We start from the raw sequence: 18,682 nt of genomic DNA on the forward strand, positions 1-18,682 counted from the left end.
CTGTCTTAGGCGCCAAGGGTTTCCAAGCGCTTAAGCGGCCTTGGCTTCGATGCCTTCGATCAGCTGGGCGACATCGACCAGCAGCAGCGCGCCTTCTTCGGTTTCGACCATTCCAAGGGCGACATGCTCCCAGCCTTTTTCCATGGCTGCGCGGATCGGCGACGGGTCCGATTGGGCCTCGACCACGTCCTCCACGCTATCGACGATGAGGGCGTAATGATGGCCGTCCATCTCGACCACCGCGGCCTCGCGGATGCCGTCGCTGACGTCGGTGGTGCCGAGGTCCAGCGCGCGCATGCAGTCGATCACGGTCAGCACCCGGCTGCGCAGGGCCGACAGACCAGCGACATGCGGCGCGGCGCGGGGAACGGGGATCAGCGATTCCAGCTCGACCACGCTTTCGACCGACGCCGCAGGCAAGGCCACGCGCTGGCCCCCAATGGTCACGATCAGAAGGAGTTCGTTCACTTGGCGCCTCCTTCCGCAGCCTTGAGCGCGACCATCAGGCCCGCACGGTCATAGCGATAGATGCTCTTGTCGTTTTTCTTCGCTTCGGGCTCGCTCCGCAGCCAGATGGTGCGGGCACCTTCGTCGTTGGCGGGGAGCGGCTGGCCCTTGGCGGCGATGACGAGATCGGCCTCGATTTCCGACGCGCTTCCAACCACCCGATAACCTGCCGCCTCGATGATCGGGCGGAGCATGTTCTGCATCCACGGATCCTCGTCCGGGAGCCGGCAAATCAAAGGCTCGGCGGTTTTCACGGCGGCATGACCGTAACGGGCGAATAGCCAGTGCGCGTCGACCAGTTCGGCCGGCTCGCCACCAACCAGCGTGATTCCGGACACTTCGCCCGGCGCTTCGGCGGGAATGACGTCGCCCTCCAGTTCGGCCATGTCGATAACCTCGCGGAAGGCCAGCCCGAGTTCGATGCTTCCGTCGTTCAAGCGGAACAGCCGGGTCTTCGCATCTCCGTCCGGCACCGCCGCCAGGCCGAGAAGCGGGAAGATGTGGTCGTCCAGTTGTACCCGCATTTGGCCGGAGCTGCTGTGAATTGCCGCGGCGGGCACTTCCTCGATCCGGTCCACCAACGCCAGCTGAATGGCGCGGCGAGCGCCTTCGAGCGTCCTGAAGAGGAGCACCGAAGTTCCGGTTTTCGCCGGTGTCGAGGCCGCATTGTCGAGGACCCGGCTGCCGCGCTCCTGGCTTTCCAGCTTGACGCCGCCGACGCGCGCGAGTCCGGCCGCATCGAACAGCAGGATCGGCGATCCGTCGTCGGCCAGGGTCGTGCCGGCATAAAGACCGGTCGCCATCACCGCCGGGGCGGCAGGCTTGACCACCAATTCTTCATGATCGTGGACGCGATCAACCGCCAGCGCGAAGACGTCGCCGCCTGCGGGCTTCAGGACGATCAGCGTACGCTCTGCGTCGGTCAGTGCGCTTGGTAGCCCGAGGATATCCGCAAGCGCGACTTCTGGCACACGGCGTCCGCGAATGGTGGCGACCCCGGCCCCGCCGACCTGCGCTAAGGTCACGCTTTCCCCGTTGGCACGCACAATCTCGTCGATGGCGGACCGGGGGATGGCGAAATGCTGCGCGCCGATGGACACGGTCAAGGCCGGGATGATGGTGAGCGTAAGGGGGACGCGAAGGGTCATCCGGCTGCCCTGTCCGGGCTTTGAATCCACCTCCACGATGCCGCCGATCCGCTCAATGTTCGAGCGGACCACGTCCATGCCCACGCCTCGTCCGGAAATGCTGGTCACCGCCTGCGCGGTCGAAAGCCCGGCTTCGAACATCAGCTCGAATTGTTCGCGGGGCGACAGCCGGGCAGCCGCGTCCTTATCGACGATCCCGGCCGAAATCGCTTTCTCGACCAGCCGCTTGCCGTCGATTCCTCGACCGTCATCGCAAATGTCGATCAGGATCTGATTGCCCGACTGACGGGCTGACACGGACAGGATGCCGATCTCCCGCTTGCCGGTCTTCAGCCGATCCGCCGGCTTCTCGATGCCGTGGTCGACCGCATTGCGGACAATGTGGGTCAGCGGATCGCGGATCATTTCGATCATTTCGCGGTCGAGTTCGACGTCGCCACCCTCGATATCGACCAGCACCTGTTTGCCCAATTCGGCGGACAGGTCGCGGACCATTCGCGGCAGGCCCACGAACAGATTTTCGATCCGTTGCATCCGCGTGCGGGTGATGGCGTCGCGCATTTCGGCGATGATGCCGCTTAGGCGCTCGAACGCGCCGTCCACGACGACATCCGAATTCGCGTCCCGCAGCCGCCGCGCGAGTTCGTTGCGGGCGAGCACCATGTCGGACACGCCGCTCATCACCCGGTCGAGCAGTTCGACGGACAGGCGAATGGTTCGCGGTGCGGCGCTCGGCCCCTTGATCTCGCCAACAATGGCAGAGGGGGTCGTGGCGCTGGTATCGGCCCCAGGCGCCAGCGCGTCCGTGAGGTCGCTGTCGTCCCCGTCGGGCAATTTGTCGCCGGCAGCGATCACGTCGATCATCTCGCCGATGCGATCGATGATGGCCAGCACGGCGCTGACCAGTCGCGGATCGGCCTGACGCCGCCCGGCGCGCACGTCGGCCAGCGCATCTTCCGCCGCATGGCTGAGCGCCTCGAGCCGGGGGAAATCGAAGAAGCCGCAATTTCCCTTCACCGTGTGGACGAAGCGGAAAATGCTGTCGAGCCGTGCCCGGTCGTTGGGCGCGGCTTCCCACGCCACGATCTCGCCCCCAAGGCTTTCCAGCATTTCCCGGCATTCGGCCACGAAATCGGCAATAAGATCGTCCATTCCGCCCCACGCACTCGCTGTCGTGAGGCCGGGATAGGACGGGAGGAGTTAAGAGGCCGTTAGCCCTGGCTTGGCAGGTCCGCCCCGATCAGCAGCACTTCGCTATCCGGGGGGGAAAGCTTGATGGTGCCGCCCGCTCCGCTAGCCAGGCCGTGGGCGAGCCAGGCGCCGGCGGCGCGCGGTTCGATCGTGCCAGCGGCCGAACCACGCTGCAGGGTTTCGCGCAGCACCGGGTCGAGCAGCAGGCGCGGCCCTTCGGCACGAATGACCAATTCGATGCCGTTCCCCGAACGCTCCGCCCCGATGTCGAGCCGCCCGCCGCGCACCAGCGCATCGCCCGCGATCAGGGCCAGGTTCAGCAGCAGTTTTACCGCATCCTTCGGCAGTTTTGGGTCGGCAACCATCCAGCCGAGTTCGATCCGCTTTTCCGGCCCGAACAGTCCTTCGAGCGCTGCCTGCGCCTCCCGGGTATCGATCTCCGCGCCAAAGCCGCCACCGGCCCCGAAGGCGATGCGAAAGAATTTCAGCTTGGCCGCGGATGCGCGGGCGCTTTCGGCCAGCAGCTCCAGACACTTCTCTCGCATATCGGGGTCCTGCTCATCGGACAACAGCTCGATGCCGTTATTGAGCGCGCCGACCGGCGACAGAAGATCATGACACAGGCGGGAGCAGAGCAGGCTGGCGAGATCGATGGAATTCATGAGATTGCTGGTGGCGGAAGGACCCGAGCCGTGCAAGCTTGAAGACGCCGACATCCTTCCCCATCTCCAAACAAGCATGGGCGGGGGCTCCGAGATCATCAATGTGGCGTTGCAGCCAGGCCACGCCGGCTGGCGGCTGGACCGCGCGCTGGCGGACGCGATCCCGTCCCTGTCGCGCGAACGGCTGAAGGCGCTCGTTCGCTCGGGCGCGCTGGACGAAGGGCGGCTGCGGGACCCGGCCTACAAGGTCAAGGGAACCGAGGCGTTCAGCCTGCTCATCCCGGCGCCCGAGCCGCCCCACAACGAAGCACAGGACATCGCACTCAGCATCGTGTTCGAGGACGAGCATCTGCTGGTCGTCGACAAGCCTGCGGGTCTGGTGGTTCATCCCGCAGCGGGCAATCGCGATGGGACGCTGGTCAATGCTCTGCTGCATCATTGTGCCGGACAGCTGTCGGGGATCGGCGGCGTGGCGCGGCCGGGCATCGTCCACCGGATCGACAAGGATACGTCAGGCCTGCTGGTGGTGGCCAAGACCGATCCGGCGCATGAGGGACTTGCACGGCAGTTCGCGGCTCACAGTATCGATCGCCGTTACATCGCGGTGGTGTCCGGCGTTCCGGCACTGGCGTCGGGCAGGGTCGATGCTCCGCTCGCCAGGTCGACGCACGATCGGAAGAAGATCGCGATCGTCAAGGGCGGTCGGGGCAAGCGGGCGGTCACCCATTGGCGCAAGCTTCGCCAGTGGCGCGACGCCGCCGAAGTGGAGTGCCGGCTGGAGACGGGCCGGACGCACCAGGTTCGTGTCCACATGGCATCCATCGGCCACCCGTTGCTGGGGGATCCAGTCTACGGGCGGGCCCCGCACCAGCGCGTGCGCGAATTGCTGCGCGAGCTGAACTTCAACCGCCAGGCGCTGCATGCGGCCGAACTTGGCTTCATTCATCCCGTGACCAAGGTCCGTATGTCGTTTCGGAGCGATGTTCCGCAAGATATGCAGGAACTGTTCACGGCCCTTGGTGTATAGAATATGCAACGGCTAGGACGGCTGTTCAGACTGTCCGGCCCTGAAGAGGACGCGAATTCCGATATGGCACAGGCGAAGGCGATCTCGATACCTGCGGCCGGCGGTGAAGCCGGGCTCAACCGCTATCTGACCGAGATCAAGAAGTTTCCGATCCTTGCTCCCGAGGAGGAGTATATGCTCGCCAAGCGTTGGCGTGAGCATGGGGATACGGAAGCGGCAGCCAAGCTGGTCAACAGCCACCTGCGGCTCGTGGCCAAGATCGCCATGGGCTACCGCGGCTATGGCTTGCCGGTCAGCGAGCTAATCTCCGAGGGCAACATCGGACTGATGCAGGGCGTCAAGAAGTTCGAGCCCGATCGGGGTTTCCGCCTGGCGACCTACGCCATGTGGTGGATCCGTGCGTCCATCCAGGAATTCATCCTGCGCAGCTGGTCGCTGGTGAAGATGGGCACCACCGCCGCGCAGAAAAAGCTGTTCTTCAACCTGCGCCGAATGAAGAACCAGATCGACGCGTTCGAAGATGGCGACATGAAGCCGGCCGACGTCACCAAGATCGCGACCGATCTGGGCGTTACCGAGGACGAGGTCATCTCCATGAACCGCCGGATGGGCATGGGCGGCGACACCTCGCTCAATGCGCCCCTGAAGGGCGACGAGGGTGGTGAGAACCAGTGGCAGGACTTCCTGGTCGATTCCGGCCCGTTGCAGGACGAGATCGTGGCCGACGAGGAAGAGCGGCAGGTTCGGCACGATCTGCTGCAGCGCGCGATGGAATCGCTCAACGACCGGGAGAAGCACATTCTGGCCGAGCGGCGTCTGTCCGACGAGCCGAAGACACTGGAAGAGCTGAGCCAGGTCTACAGCGTCAGTCGCGAGCGAATCCGGCAGATCGAGGTCCGGGCGTTCGAGAAGCTGCAAGCCGCGCTGTTGCGGATTGCGGACGAGCAGCGGCTGCTGCCGGCGGCTTGACTTCGATTGACGTGGTACTCCGCTCAGGACGAGCGGCGCTCCGCGTATCTACTTTCGCCTGAGCAACGCCAGTCCCGCCGCAGTGACCAACAGGACCGCGCCGGTCTTCTCCTTGCCGCGCTTCTTGAGGAAGCCGAGCCCGAGTGTCGCCAGCCCCGAACTCACCATGCCGATCTTCCGCGCCCCAGCCACCTGACCAGCTCGCGAAGCGATCCTGGAGGTCAGATACGGGTGCTCGCCGGCCGGGGTGGCCTGCCCGGAAGCGACGGGCTTCTTTCCGGCGACGGCCTGCTCGCCGGTCGCGCTCGCCTTGGACAGGCCGCTGCTCTGTTCCTGATCCTCGGTCGTTTCCGTCTTGCCCGCCGCGACATGATCCGCGGACCAGGCCCCCCGCGCACCGAGCGGCTTGTCGTGCGGCTGGTCGGTGGTGTCCCTCGCCGTCTGATGCTCGATCTCGCTGTTGAGCTCGGCCCCGAACAGGAGGATGTAGCTCGACAGGTACAGCCACGTCAGCATGACCACGACCGCGCTCAGCGAGCCGTAGGTCGCGCCGTAGCTCCCGAAGTTGCTTACGTAGAAGCCAAAACCGAGCGTCAGCACGATCCAGATGACCGCGAAGAAGATCGAGCCGGGCGTCAGCCAGGTCCAGCGCGCCTTTTCTCGCGAGGGGCCGTAGCGATAGAGCGTCGCCGCCGCTGCGGCCGCCACGCCGGCCAGTAGAAGGTAGGTCAGCGCGCGCCAGAAGATCAGGCCGATCAGACCCATGTCGGGGGCAAGGTGCTGGAGCGCGCTCAGGACCGCGGTCGCGCCCCCGGCAAGTCCCGCCAGCACCACCGCGCCGGCGGTGATCGCGAGAGCGAGAAGCGTGGTCTTGATAAAGCCGCGCTTCTCCTCTTCCTCATAGGCGATATTGAGCGCGGTCACGACCGACCCGGCGGCATTGCGGGCGCCCCAGAACGCAACCGCCAGCGCCGCCAGCAGGCCGAAGCCCTTCTTCCCGCCGCTGGTCTGGACCACGTTCAACAACTGCTCGCCGATCAGCTTGGCGGCGTCTTGGGGAAGCACCGAGGTCAAGCCTTGCGCTTGCCGGACCACCGTCTCCGGCGACGCGAACAGGCCATAGGTCAGCACCGTTGCGCCAAGCAGCGGGACAAGCGCCAGAAAGCCGTAAAAGGCGACACCGGCCGCGACGATGCCGACATTGTCCTTGCCCGTCTCCTTCCATGCGCGGAGCGCAATCTCCTTCCAGCCAGCGGCCGGAATCTGGGTGGGCTTGTCGGCATTCTCGCCGAGTTCTCCGGCGGGTTGTTGGTGAACGGCAGTGGCCATGGACTACGCTTACTCCTTGTCCCACGCCCAACCGCCCTGTGACCAAGCCGTTCCGCTCTTGCCAAGGGGAGCGAACAGTCCGACCCTCAGGATTGGGAGTGGCGCGTGAGGCGCCCCAGGCGACTCGGCGCCCGATCATTCGGACGGAGGAGAGTTGCATGCATCAGGCAATCGACGGCACCCGAGTTGTCGCGCTGGTCGGACCGGCCGGCGCGGGAAAGACCTGCCTTGCGGATGCCCTGCTCTACGCCAGCGGCACGATCGACCGGCAGGGCAGCACGGGCAATGGGACCAGCATCGGCGATAGCAGCGCGGAAGCGCGCGCCCGGGGCGGATCGACCGAACTCAACCTCACGCACTTTTCTTACCTGGACGAGCATTTCGCCATCGCCGATTGCCCCGGATCGATCGGCTTCGCCGCCGACGGTGCACGGGCAGTGGCGGCGGCGGACCTGGCCATCGTGGTGGTCGATCCCGATCCGGCCCGAGCGCCGCTTGCCGCCCCGGCCCTGCGCGCGCTCGACGAAATGGGCGTTCCGCACCTCATCTTCGTCAACCGGATCGACCAGGCGCGCGGTTCGATCCGCGAATTGCTGCAAGCGCTCCAGCCGATGAGCGTCTCGCCCCTGCTCGCACGGCAAATTCCGATCCGGGACGGCGACAAGGTCAGCGGCTTCGTCGACGTCGCGTTGGAGCGGGCCTTCCACTACGAGCCGGGCAAGCCGTCCGAGCGCATCGACATTCCTCCCGATCTTGCCGACCGCGAGCAGGAAGCGCGCACCCAGTTGCTTGAACAGCTGGCGGATCACGACGACGCGCTGCTCGAACAATTGTTGATGGACGAAGTGCCGGAGGCAAACCACGTGTTCCGCGATCTTGCGCGCGAAACCGGCGAGAATTTGGCGGTGCCGGTGCTGTTCGGATCGGCCGGCAACTGCTGGGGTGTGCGCCGATTGCTGAAAGCGCTGCGGCACGAGGTTCCAGCCCCAACCGAAACCGCGGCAAGGTTGGGCGTGACTGATCCAGCGCTGTGGACCTTCAAGGTCAGCAACGCCGGGGCCATGGGCCGGGTGGCGTTCGCGCGGCTGCTTGGGGGATCGCTCAACGAGGGCGTGGAAGTCCGCGACGCCGATGGGCGTAGCCAACGGTTGGGCGGCCTTTTCTCCGTCCAGGGCGAGAAGATGCAGAAGCTTGGTTCCGCCAGGGACGGCGACATCGTCGGTCTGGCCAAGCTGGATTCGGTGCGCGCCGGCCAGTGGCTGGGGATTGGTGCCCTTCCGCCCGAGCCGGAAGTTCCGATGCCCGCCCTCAATTGCGCGCTGGCGATCGAGCCGGCCGATCGCAAGGATGACGTCAAACTGTCCGGTGCGCTCACCCGACTGCTGGAGGAAGACCCGGCGCTGAAGCTGGAGCATGACGAGGGCAGCCATGAGATGCGGCTTCACGGCGTCAACGACGAGCAGCTTCAGACCACCATCGCGCGTCTGAAGCGTCGCTTCGGGGTGGAAGTGCGGCATCGTGCACCGACGATCGGCTATCGCGAGTCCATTCGGCGCACGGTCACTCAGCGCGGCCGCCACAAGAAGCAGTCGGGTGGTCACGGCCAGTTCGGCGACGTGGTGATCGACGTCGCTCCCCTGCCCCGCGGCGAAGGGTTCCGCTTCGAGGAGAAAATCCACGGCGGGGCCATACCGCGCCAATATATCCCGGCGGTCGAGCAAGGGGTCCGCGACGCCATGGCCAAGGGTCCGCTCGGCTTCCCGGTCGTCGATGTCGCCGTGACCCTGACGGACGGCAGCTACCACAGCGTGGACAGTTCGGAGCTGGCCTTTCGCACCGCCGGGCGAGTCGCCATGCAGGAGGCGCTGGCCGCCGCTTCACCGCACCTGCTGGAGCCGGTTCAGAAAGTGTCGGTGGTCTCGCCCGCCTCGGCCACCAGCAAGGTCAGCTCGGCGGTGGCAAGTCGGCGCGGCCAGATGCTGGGCATGGGACCGCGCGACGGGTGGAACGGCTGGGACCGGGTCGACGCCCTGATCCCGCAGGCAGAGCTGTCCGGACTGGAAGCGGAACTGCGCTCCTTGAGCCAGGGCCTGGCCGCTTACGAAGCCGAGTTCGATCACCTGGCCGAGCTCAACGGCACCTTGGCCGACAAGGTCGTCAAGTCCCGCGAGCCGGAGCACGCTTGACAATCGTCCCCTCCCCCGCGACCCGGCTGTATCCGGCGTAGCGGGGGCAAGGGTGACGATGGAAGACGTGAAGACGAAGGGCCTTGCCCTGCACTGGCAGATGGCGATCGGCTTCTTGGCCGGCCTCGCCCTTGGCCTGCTTGCCTATTCCGCCGGCGGGACGGACTTGCCGTGGGTCGAGAATCTGGCCTTCTACACCGGCAAGTTCGGCGACCTGTTCCTGCGCCTGTTGTTCATGCTGATCATTCCGTTGTTGGTGTCGGCGTTGGTCGTCGGCATCGCGGAAATGGGCGACATCGGCGCGTTGCGGCGGGTCGGCATTCGAACCCTGATCTTCACCGTTTTGGTCAGCGCCGTCGGCGTGGTGATCGCCCTTGCCTTCACCAACCTCATTCGCCCCGGCGACGGCTTCGACCGCGTGGTGGTGACCGAACAGCTAGCCGCCGGCGGCGATCGTGCCTCGGAGATCCTTGCCGGTCAGGTCGACAAGCCGTCGGGCATCGATGCCGTGCTGGCCATTGTTCCCCGCAACATCATCGAATCGATGAGCCAGAACGACATCCTGGCCGTCATGTTCTTCGCCCTGTTCTTCGGGATCGGCCTGCTGCTCACCCGGACCGCGCCGGCCCGCCAGCTGCAGCACACGGTGGAGGGCGTGTTCCACGTCTCCATGAAGCTGATCGGCTACATCATCCGCCTGGCGCCCATCGCGGTATTTTGCTTCATGTTCAACCTGGCGGCAGCCTTCGGTTGGGACCTGATCATTCGACTTGCCATCTATGTCGGCGTGGTGCTTCTCGCGCTCGGCACCCAGATGTTCGTGGTTTATCCGCTGCTGCTGAAGCTGTTCGGCGGCGTGTCGCCGGTCTGGTTCTTCCGCAACAGCCAGGAGGCCATGCTGATGGCCTTTTCAACCGCCAGCTCCAACGCCACCCTGCCGACGGCGCTGCGGGTGGCGGAAACCAAGCTGCACCTGCCGCCCCGCGTCGCCCGCTTCGTGCTGACGATCGGCGCCACCGCCAATCAGAACGGAACGGCCATCTTCGAAGGCGTCACGGTCCTATTCCTGGCACAGGTGTTCGGGGTCGACCTGAACCTTGGGCAGCAATTCGTCGTGCTGATGATCTGCATCCTGGGCGGCATCGGTACGGCCGGCGTTCCCGCCGGATCGCTGCCGGTGGTGGCGCTGATCCTCGCCCAGATCGGGGTTCCGCCCGAAGCGATCGGCCTGGTCCTGGGCGTCGATCGTTTCCTCGACATGTGCCGGACGACCCTGAACGTCACCGGCGACCTCACCCTTGCGACACTCGTCAGCAAGGACGAGCCGCACGGCGGTGAGCCCGAGGACCTGACGCCTGTCGCGCCTCCGCAGGTGGCGTGACCGCGTTCCTGGATACATTGCCGGAACGCTATTCCGTCGTCCTGTGCGATCTGTGGGGGGTGGTCCACGACGGGCGCACGATCTTTCCTGGCGTGGTCGAGCGGTTGAGCGGATGGAAGAGTGAGGGGCGAACGCTGTTGTTCGTCACCAACGCGCCCCGAACCGGCGCGTCGGTTCGGGCCCAGCTTGACCGATTGGGTTTTCCCCGCGGGATCGAGGACGGAATCGTGAGCGCCGGGGAGGCTGCTGCGTCGAAACTGGAAGGCCGGCCGGTCGGCTTCTGCGGAACCCGGGAAGACCGCGTCGACCTGGAGGCCCGGGGCATGGTCTTCGTGGAACATGGCTTCACCGAGCTGGCCTGCGCCGGCCTGGAGGTCGGCGAGACGGTCGGAGAGCATCGCGACGAATTGCAGCGCTGGCGCGACGCCGACATCCTGATGCACTGCCTCAACCCCGATCGCATCGTTCTTCATTGCGGGCAGCGCATGGTCTGCGCCGGCGCGCTGGCCGATGAATATGAAGCGATGGGCGGGCGCGTGTGCTGGTACGGTAAGCCCTTTGCGCCGATCTATGAGCGCGCGATGGAGCTTGCCGGAGGAAGGCCGAAAAGCGAGGTGATCACGATCGGCGACGGCCTGAAGACCGACGTGCTCGGGGCGGCGCGGTTCGGCATCGACTGCATATTCGTGACCGGCGGCATTCACGAAGGCGAGCCGTTTCCGCACGACTTCGCGGAGGCACATGGGCTCGGCGACTGGGCGCCTGTCGCGGTGGTGGACTCGCTTTAGCCGAACGGACGGTCGATCGAGGGCGGTGGCACCGTGAACCATTTCGGGCCCGACGCCGTCATGTGAACGCAGTCCTCCAAACGGATGCCGAATTTGCCCGGCAGGTAGATGCCCGGCTCGTTCGAGAAGCACATGCCGGCCGCCAGCCGCGTGGTTTCCCCCCGCACCAGATTGACGGGCTCATGCCCTTCCATCCCGATACCGTGCCCGGTCCGATGCGAAAGGCCCGGGAGAGCATAGCCGGGCCCATAGCCCCAGCTTTCATACTGCCGCCGAACCGCATCATCGACACTGCCAGCAGTCGCGCCCAATCGGGCGGCCGCAAAGGCCACCTCCTGTCCGCGGCGCACTTGCTGCCAGACCTTGCGCTGCTGGGCGGTGGGCGACGCACCCCAGACAAAGGTCCGGCTGATGTCCGCCTGGTAACCGCCGAAGCCGCAGCCGCAGTCCATCAGCACCACGCTGCCGTGCCGGACTTGCTGCGGCTTTCCGGTGCCGTGTGGCAGCGCCGATGCTTCGTCGATGAGAACAAGGCTCCACGGGCTTTCGCCGCCCAGCGCTGCAACATGGCGTTCGAAGGCAGCCCCGATCGCACTGTTGGTCATGCCCAGCTTCACCTCGGCATGGGTCCTTCGCAGGGCCTCGATGGTCAAGTCGGCCGCATGCTGCATCAGCGCGATTTCCGACATCGACTTGATCATCCTCAGCGCCCGCACCACCCGATCCGCACTGACTATCCTTACTCCGCGCAACGCCTTTTGCAGGCCGTCGACCGCAAAATGTCGGACGGTTTCTTCTACGGCCACCGGCATTCGATCGACGCCGCGTGCCCTGAGAAAGCTCGCGACCAACGCGAATGGGCTTTCATGCTCCTGCCAGACCCGGATCTCGGCCGGGACTTTCAGGCTCTCGGCCACGGATGGACGCTCGAAGAACGGAGTGACGACGATGGGATCGCCGCTGGCCGGGATGACCGCCGCCGTCAGCCGCTCACTGCGCCACCATTGCACCCCGGTGAAATAATCGAGACTGGCGCCCGGTTCGATCAGCATTGCGCCTAAGCCCAACTGGCGCATCCGTGCCTGCGCCCGGCGAATCCGCCCCTGGCGTTCGGCGGCGCCGATCTGCGGCGGGACGGGCGTCGAGGCAACGGCACTGAGCGGAGCCGGCATGGCAATTGCGGCAAGCGCGCCAACGCTTAGGCCAAGGCTGGCCCGGCGACTGACTTCAAGCATAGGCGTAGGGGCCGCCGGCCTTGAGCGCTCGCTGGTAGGCTGGCCGTTCGTGGATGCGCTCCAGCCAGGCCCAAAGGTGCTTGCGGGCAGGTCCCAGTCCCGCCCGGCTTGCCGCCGCTTCGATGGGAAAGCTCATCATGATGTCCGCACCGGTCAGTTCATCACCGGCAAAGAATTGGCGGCCGGCAAGTTCCTGGTCGCAATAGTCCAGATGGCGGCCGATCATCTTCATCATCGGCTTTCGCGCAGGGCGGCCGAGGAGTCCCAGGCGGCCGATGACCAGCAACGCAAGTAGCGGCGGCATCAGCGATCCTTCGGCATAGTGCAGGAACTGGCGGTAGCGGAGGCAATTGCAGCGGTCGTCCGGAGCGCCAAGCCGCCCGCCTGCCTTGTCGACGAGATATTCGACGATGGCGCCGCTCTCGCTGACGACGCAACCGTCATCGTCGATCACCGGCGATTTGCCCAACGGGTGAATGCGACGCAGCTCGGGCGGGGCGAGCATGGTGCGCGGATCGCGCTGGTAGCGCTTGACCTGGTACGGCATCTCCAATTCCTCGAGCAGCCAGAGGATACGCTGCGAGCGACTGTTCTCGAGATGATGGACGGTGATCACGGGCACGGTTGTGGCACGCCCCACCGGGCCGCGCCAGTCTTCGCGGCTTGGACCGCACCCTTGGGCCGCTGCTGCACTTGGAACTGCCGGGCGTATGGGCCATTTGGAAAGCCTTCATGCCCATCTCACTGAATAACCTGCCCGGCACAGGGCCGCGGCCGGGCTCGCGCGAGACCGTTGCCCTGCTGGCCGGCCTCATGGCGCTCAATGCGTTTGCCATCGACGCCATGATCCCGGCCCTGCCCGACATCGGGGCGCAGCTTGGCGTCACGGAGGAGAACCGGCGGCAGTTGGTAATCGTCGCCTATACCTTTGGCTTCGGCTGCGGGCAGCTGATCTGGGGTCCGCTCGCCGACCGGTTCGGGCGCAAGCCGGTGCTTGCCGTCGGGATCGCCCTTTACGCCTTCTTTGCCCTGCTATGCGCCGCGGCCTGGAGTTTCCCGCTGCTGGTCGCTGGCCGCCTGCTGCAGGGGGCGTCTGCAGCAGCGACCCGGGTGCTGGTGATCGCGATGGTGCGGGACATGTTTTCCGGCGAGGCCATGGCGCGGGTAATGAGCCTGGTATTCATGGTGTTCATGCTGGTGCCCGTCCTCGCGCCCAGCGTCGGACAGCTGATCCTGCTTGCCGGCCCGTGGCAAGCGATCTTCCTGGTGCTTGCGGGCTATGGAGTTACGATGGGCCTCTGGTCATTTTTCCGGCTGCCTGAGACACTCCACGAGGATTATCGCCGGACCTTGAAACCGGCCGAACTGCTGACCGCCGCGCGCAGCGTGATGAGCGAGCGCCAGTCGGTCGGCTACACCCTGGCACAAACCGCCATCTTTGCCGGGCTCGTTGCATACATCTCGTCCATCCAGCAGATCGTGTTCGATGCGTTCGGGCGGCCCGAGGCGATCGGCTGGGTGTTCGGAGCGGTCGCGGCGCCGATGGCGCTCGCCAGTTGGCTAAATAGCCGATTGGTCGGCCGCTATGGCCTTCGGCGCATCGGGCATCTGGGCGTTGCCGCATTCGTGCTTCTGACGCTTGGCCACGCCACGTTCGCGACGTTTTATGGTGAAAGCCTACTGGGCTTTGTCCTGGTCCAAGGGCTGGTGATGGCAAGCTTCGCCTTCACATCCTCGAACCTGAGCACTCTGGCGATGGAGAAGATGGCGCCGATCGCGGGGATGGCGTCATCGATTCAGGGCGTGGTCGGGACCATCATCGCGGCGCTGGCCGGGTTTGCAATCGGACAGCAGTTCGACGGGACCCAGATACCGTTTTTGTGGGGCTTCGCGCTGTGCGGTATCACCGCAGCCGCGTTGGTGGTCCTGACCGAGCCACGGCGCCTCATGGAACGCAGGAAGCAGGTCGACACGGCTGTCGTTCCTGCCGAGTAGGTAGGGTCGGATGAAAGGTTCGGGGCGGCACTAAGGTTGCCCCGAACCCATCCATGTTCAGCCGGATAACTTAAGCGTCGTCCTCCGGACCCGCGCCGACCATCAGCGCTTCCCCGACTTCATCCCGGCTTCCGCGGATCGCGTTTTCCAGCTTGGCGGCCATGTCCGGGTTTTCGCGCAGATAGTTCTTGGCGTTTTCACGACCCTGGCCGATGCGCACCGAATCATAGCTGAACCACGCGCCCGACTTCTCGACCAGCCCAGCCTTGACGCCCAGGTCGAGGATCTCACCGACCTTGGAAACGCCCTCGCCGTACATGATGTCGAATTCGACCTGCTTGAACGGGGGCGCGACCTTGTTCTTGACGACCTTCACGCGGGTCGTGTTGCCGACGATATCGTCGCGGTCTTTGATCTGACCGGTGCGGCGAATGTCGAGGCGGACGGAAGCGTAGAACTTCAGCGCGTTGCCGCCGGTGGTCGTTTCCGGGTTACCGTACATGACGCCGATCTTCATGCGAACCTGGTTGATGAAGATGACCGTGCAGCGCGAGCGGCTGATGGAGCCGGTGAGCTTGCGGAGCGCCTGGCTCATCAAACGCGCCTGGAGCCCGACGTGGCTGTCGCCCATCTCACCCTCGATCTCGGCCCGCGGCACCAGGGCGGCCACCGAGTCCACCACTAGTACGTCGACTGCGTTGGAGCGGACCAGCGTATCGACGATTTCCAGCGCCTGCTCGCCCGTGTCGGGCTGCGAGACAATCAACTCGTCGATGTTGACGCCCAGCTTCTTGGCATAGACCGGGTCGAGCGCATGCTCGGCGTCGACGAATGCCGCGGTGCCGCCCACCTTCTGCGCCTCTGCGATCGAGTGCAGTGCAAGCGTCGTCTTGCCCGAGCTTTCCGGGCCGTAAATCTCAATAATCCGACCGCGTGGCAGGCCGCCGACACCAAGGGCGATATCCAGCCCGAGCGAGCCGGTGGAAACCGTTTCGATCTCCATTTTCTCACGGCTGCCCAGCTTCATTGCCGAGCCCTTGCCGAACGCCCTGTCAATCTGCGCCAGCGCCGCTTCAAGCGCCTTTTGACGATCCATGGTCACCACATCCCCGCCCATTCCGACGACTTTCAACTGCGTTGCCATGACCACTCCCTCTTCCAGCCCGTCAGGCAGTTTTCACTACCTTATGGTCATCTTCGTACACAGTTTGTTCCCGTAGAACAAGTGGGGAACATAGCCGTGCGCGCGGACGGAAGAATGGTGGCCGGCAATCAGGTTAGCCGAGCCCGACCTGCATAGAAGATTAGCCCGGGGCGACAAGCGGGAATCGGCTCAGCAAGCGTCCAACCTTTACGACATGGATACTAGGTCCCCCTCTGTTCGCCCCGTTCGGAACGGGAGATGCAGGAGCGGACGCAAGAGCGGGATGCAGGTCGAACCATCCGGGCGACCGTGCCAGCCCGGACCCATGTAGGACAGCAAAACGAGAGCTTGCTTAGCCCGCGGCCTGTGCGAGCGCCGGCGCGATCCGGTCAATCGTGTATGGCTTTTCCAGCAATGGAACGGAGGCGAACTCGGAGGGTGGCGGCTCCACATGGCCCCCGCTGGCAATCACGAACGGAACCCCGCGCTCGCGCAGCTTTTCAGCCACGGGCCAAACCGATTCGCCCTTCAGGTTCACGTCGAGGATGGCGACATCATAGCCGTCCATCTCCGCATGGCGCATGGCATCGGACAGGTTATCGCAGCTTGCGGCAATGGTATGCCCAAGCGTCTCGAGGAAATCCTCGAGCATCATCGCGATCAGCGGCTCGTCTTCAACGACGAGAATATTACGCCCCTCACTCACGAGGCGCTGCATAAGCGGCGATCGTTGCGCACGCAAATCTATTTTGCAGACAATATGTTACGGGCCGCTTGCGCCAGTTCCTGAACGGAGAAGGGCTTGGGGAGAAAGGCGACCTGGTCGATGTCGATCGATTTCCGCAGCTGCTCCTCTGCATAGCCGGACATGAAGAGCACCGGCACGTCTGGCCTGATCTTGCGCGCTTCGCGGACCATCGTCGGCCCATCGAGGACCGGCATGACGACATCGGAAATCAACAGGTCGATGGGATCGCCACGACTGATGATCTCCAGCGCTTCTTCGCCGTTGTTGGCAGTCAACACCGTGTAGCCTTGCCGGGTGAGCGCCCGCTCGGCGACCGTGCGGACCATCGGCTCGTCCTCGACCAGCAGAACGGTGCCACTGCCCCACAATTCCTCCTTCTTGGGCGGGGGCGCCTTGGGAGCCTTGCTGACCTCGGCGTCCTCGCGGTGCACGGGAAGGTAGATGACGAAGGTGGTGCCGACGCCGACCCGTGAGTCGGCGAAGATGTAGCCGCCGGACTGCTTCACGATGCCGTACACCGTGGAAAGGCCGAGGCCAGTGCCCTTCCCGACTTCCTTGGTGGTGAAAAAGGGCTCGAACACCTTGCCGAGCACATTAGGCGCGATCCCGCAGCCGGTGTCGGAGATGGACAGGGCCGAATAGTCCGCGACCGGCAGGATCTCCGACCCGATCTCCGCCACCTGGTCGGCCCGCACCGGATAGGTCTGGATGGTAAGCGTCCCCCCGCCCTTCCCCGCCATCGCGTCGCGGGCGTTGACGGCGAGGTTGACAATGACCTGTTCGAGCTGACCGGGATCGGCGCGGACCGAGCCAAGATCACGCCCATGCTTCAGCTGCAGGACCACGGTTTCGCCCAGCAAGCGCTTCAGCAGATGGGACACCTCCGACACGACATCCGGCAGTTGCAGAACCTGCGGCCGTAGCGTCTGCTGGCGCGAAAAGGCGAGCAGCTGACGGGTCAGGCCAGCCGCGCGGTTCGAGTTGGACTTGATCTGCTGGATATCGTCGTAATCGCTGTCGCCCGGGGTATGGCGCATCAGCATGAGGTCGCAATGACCGATGATGGCCGTGAGGATGTTGTTGAAATCGTGCGCCACGCCGCCGGCGAGCTGACCGACCGCCTGCATCTTGGTTGCCTGTGCGATCTGCCGCTTCAGCTTGGCTTCCTCGCTATTGTCCTTGAGCAGCAGGAGGACGGCTGCATCGCCCAGGCCGCGAAGGCCGGCGATCGTCAATGCGACGGGCTCCCCCGGCTGGTGGGTCAGGCGAACGGCAAGGTCCGACGACATGGCCGGACCACGGGTATTGCGGCGTACAGCGTCGGCCACCGCCCCCTTGTCTTCCTTGACGACGAGGTCCCCAGGGTACGCCGGGGTCGCGTCTTCGGCGATCCCGCCCGCAATCCGAAAGGCCTGGTTGGTCGTGAGGAAGCGGCCGTCGCGGTCCACCAGCGCCAGGCCGACAGGCAAGATATCGAGCAGCGCCTGGACGTTCGCCCCGTCATTCAGCCGCGCCGCTTCGGGCGTGTCGAACAGGATGGTGATGCCGGCCGCACCCAGGCGCTCGGGATCCACCGGAACGTGCAGAATGCGGAGCGGCCTTCCGGCCTCCCCCTCGTTCAGAAGCCGCACCCGTCCATCTTCCAGCGAAACGAGCAGTTCGGAAAGCTGAGCCGGCTCTTCCGGCGCGATTCCGGCCCGATCGCGGAGCGGTTGGTTTGCCGCCAGGAGTTCACCGTCCTTGTCGGTAACTGCCGCCAGCATTCCGTTGCGAGACAGAATCTCGCCTTCCAGGCCGTCGATCCGCTTGATCAGCACGGCCAGGGGGTCGCGGCGCGGTCGTGGAAAGCGCCATAACAGCTGATCGCCCCGGGCGCCCACCCGCTGAACCTCCACCGCTGCCGGGCCCGCTGCGGTGATAATCCCGCTGACGCACCCCTCGCCGTCACGCCAGGCCATGGTCCTGGCCGACGCGAGGGTCGTAGCGGCGTCCTCGTCCAGGCCAAGGTCGGTCGGCGCGGGCGCACCCGGGAAGCGGGTCCGGTAGGCAGCGTTGGCGGTGATCAGCCGACCGTCGCCGTCGGTCAGTGCGGCAGCGTCGGCGGAGATGGCAAGCGCGGAAGCGACCAGCGCGTAGTCGGGAACTGCCGGAGCAGGCGGCGCGACGATATTCGAGCGGCGCGCGGCGAGCCACGACACCGCGCCCGCCACAAAAGTGCTGAACGCCAGCATGCTCCCGACCAGCAGGTGCCCGGCAATCCAGAATAGAAAGGCCCCGCTCGCCAACGCAGCGGCGAGCAGGGCCGGAACCAGCCAGGGCTCGCCACGACCGAGCGGTTGAGCGTCGAGCGCGGCGAGCCTGGTATGGAGCAT

Annotated in this window: 15 protein-coding genes; 6 read left to right on the forward strand and 9 right to left on the reverse strand. The window is 65.3% G+C overall.

The features are described 5' to 3' along the window. Positions 1 to 30: 30 nt before the first annotated feature. Genes AC4GYS_RS10530 through AC4GYS_RS10540 form a run of 3 tightly spaced genes read right to left on the reverse strand, consistent with a single transcriptional unit; the run spans position 31 to position 3,508 of the window. Positions 31 to 468, reverse strand: coding sequence for a chemotaxis protein CheW (locus AC4GYS_RS10530; protein WP_491109030.1), 438 nt, complete (start codon positions 466 to 468; stop codon positions 31 to 33). Next, positions 465 to 2,807: a chemotaxis protein CheA gene (locus AC4GYS_RS10535; RefSeq protein ID WP_491109031.1), complete on the reverse strand. Its 2,343-nt coding sequence runs from the start codon at positions 2,805 to 2,807 to the stop codon at positions 465 to 467. The genes AC4GYS_RS10530 and AC4GYS_RS10535 overlap by 4 nt, the downstream gene beginning before the upstream one ends. 59 nt (positions 2,808 to 2,866) lie before the next feature. Continuing rightward, complete coding sequence (locus tag AC4GYS_RS10540) at positions 2,867 to 3,508, reverse strand: histidine phosphotransferase family protein (protein ID WP_491109032.1); 642 nt, start codon at positions 3,506 to 3,508, stop codon at positions 2,867 to 2,869. A gap of 76 nt (positions 3,509 to 3,584) precedes the next feature. Between AC4GYS_RS10540 and AC4GYS_RS10545 the strand changes: the two genes are divergently transcribed. Together AC4GYS_RS10545 and rpoH are read left to right on the forward strand one after the other, a co-directional pair. Further along, positions 3,585 to 4,535 carry an RluA family pseudouridine synthase gene (locus tag AC4GYS_RS10545; protein ID WP_491109033.1) on the forward strand — a complete coding sequence of 317 codons (951 nt, stop codon included), beginning with the start codon at positions 3,585 to 3,587 and terminating at the stop codon, positions 4,533 to 4,535. A 63-nt stretch (positions 4,536 to 4,598) separates the two neighbouring features. Continuing rightward, positions 4,599 to 5,504, forward strand: a complete 906-nt coding sequence (rpoH, locus tag AC4GYS_RS10550) for an RNA polymerase sigma factor RpoH (RefSeq protein ID WP_491109034.1) — start codon at positions 4,599 to 4,601, stop codon at positions 5,502 to 5,504. 48 nt (positions 5,505 to 5,552) lie between these two features. On the opposite strand, the gene AC4GYS_RS10555 is transcribed toward rpoH, so the two are convergent. After that, positions 5,553 to 6,833 carry a YihY/virulence factor BrkB family protein gene (locus tag AC4GYS_RS10555; protein ID WP_491109035.1) on the reverse strand — a complete coding sequence of 427 codons (1,281 nt, stop codon included), beginning with the start codon at positions 6,831 to 6,833 and terminating at the stop codon, positions 5,553 to 5,555. Positions 6,834 to 6,991: 158 nt separating this feature from the next. On the opposite strand from AC4GYS_RS10555, the gene AC4GYS_RS10560 reads away from it, so the two are divergent. Genes AC4GYS_RS10560 through AC4GYS_RS10570 form a run of 3 tightly spaced genes read left to right on the forward strand, consistent with a single transcriptional unit; the run spans position 6,992 to position 11,188 of the window. After that, entirely contained in the window at positions 6,992 to 9,019 is a 2,028-nt protein-coding gene (locus AC4GYS_RS10560; RefSeq protein WP_491109036.1) for an elongation factor G, read from the forward strand. Between the two features lie 58 nt (positions 9,020 to 9,077). Beyond that, the gene (locus AC4GYS_RS10565; RefSeq protein WP_491109037.1) at positions 9,078 to 10,400 is read left to right on the forward strand and encodes a dicarboxylate/amino acid:cation symporter; all 1,323 of its coding nucleotides are present in this window, start codon (positions 9,078 to 9,080) and stop codon (positions 10,398 to 10,400) included. Beyond that, positions 10,397 to 11,188 (forward strand): HAD hydrolase-like protein, encoded by a 792-nt coding sequence (locus tag AC4GYS_RS10570; RefSeq protein WP_491109038.1) that lies wholly within the window; start codon positions 10,397 to 10,399, stop codon positions 11,186 to 11,188. The genes AC4GYS_RS10565 and AC4GYS_RS10570 overlap by 4 nt, the downstream gene beginning before the upstream one ends. On the opposite strand, the gene AC4GYS_RS10575 is transcribed toward AC4GYS_RS10570, so the two are convergent. Together AC4GYS_RS10575 and AC4GYS_RS10580 are read right to left on the reverse strand one after the other, a co-directional pair. Further along, entirely contained in the window at positions 11,185 to 12,360 is a 1,176-nt protein-coding gene (locus AC4GYS_RS10575) for a M24 family metallopeptidase (protein ID WP_491109039.1), read from the reverse strand. The two genes, AC4GYS_RS10570 and AC4GYS_RS10575, sit on opposite strands and share 4 nt — an antisense overlap. A gap of 55 nt (positions 12,361 to 12,415) precedes the next feature. After that, positions 12,416 to 13,039: a glutathione S-transferase family protein gene (locus AC4GYS_RS10580; RefSeq protein ID WP_491109040.1), complete on the reverse strand. Its 624-nt coding sequence runs from the start codon at positions 13,037 to 13,039 to the stop codon at positions 12,416 to 12,418. 47 nt (positions 13,040 to 13,086) lie between these two features. Between AC4GYS_RS10580 and AC4GYS_RS10585 the strand changes: the two genes are divergently transcribed. Further along, positions 13,087 to 14,418: a multidrug effflux MFS transporter gene (locus AC4GYS_RS10585; RefSeq protein ID WP_491109041.1), complete on the forward strand. Its 1,332-nt coding sequence runs from the start codon at positions 13,087 to 13,089 to the stop codon at positions 14,416 to 14,418. A 70-nt stretch (positions 14,419 to 14,488) separates the two neighbouring features. Here the strand turns inward: AC4GYS_RS10585 and recA are convergent, their stop codons facing one another. The 3 genes from recA to AC4GYS_RS10600 form a co-directional block, all read right to left on the reverse strand. Then, the gene (gene recA / locus AC4GYS_RS10590) at positions 14,489 to 15,562 is read right to left on the reverse strand and encodes a recombinase RecA (protein WP_491109042.1); all 1,074 of its coding nucleotides are present in this window, start codon (positions 15,560 to 15,562) and stop codon (positions 14,489 to 14,491) included. A gap of 352 nt (positions 15,563 to 15,914) precedes the next feature. After that, a complete protein-coding gene (locus AC4GYS_RS10595; protein WP_491109043.1) occupies positions 15,915 to 16,268 on the reverse strand; it encodes a response regulator in 354 nt (117 codons plus the stop codon). A 38-nt stretch (positions 16,269 to 16,306) separates the two neighbouring features. Beyond that, complete coding sequence (locus AC4GYS_RS10600) at positions 16,307 to 18,682, reverse strand: hybrid sensor histidine kinase/response regulator (RefSeq protein WP_491109044.1); 2,376 nt, start codon at positions 18,680 to 18,682, stop codon at positions 16,307 to 16,309.

This window comes from Sphingomonas sp. SP1 (assembly GCF_058313395.1).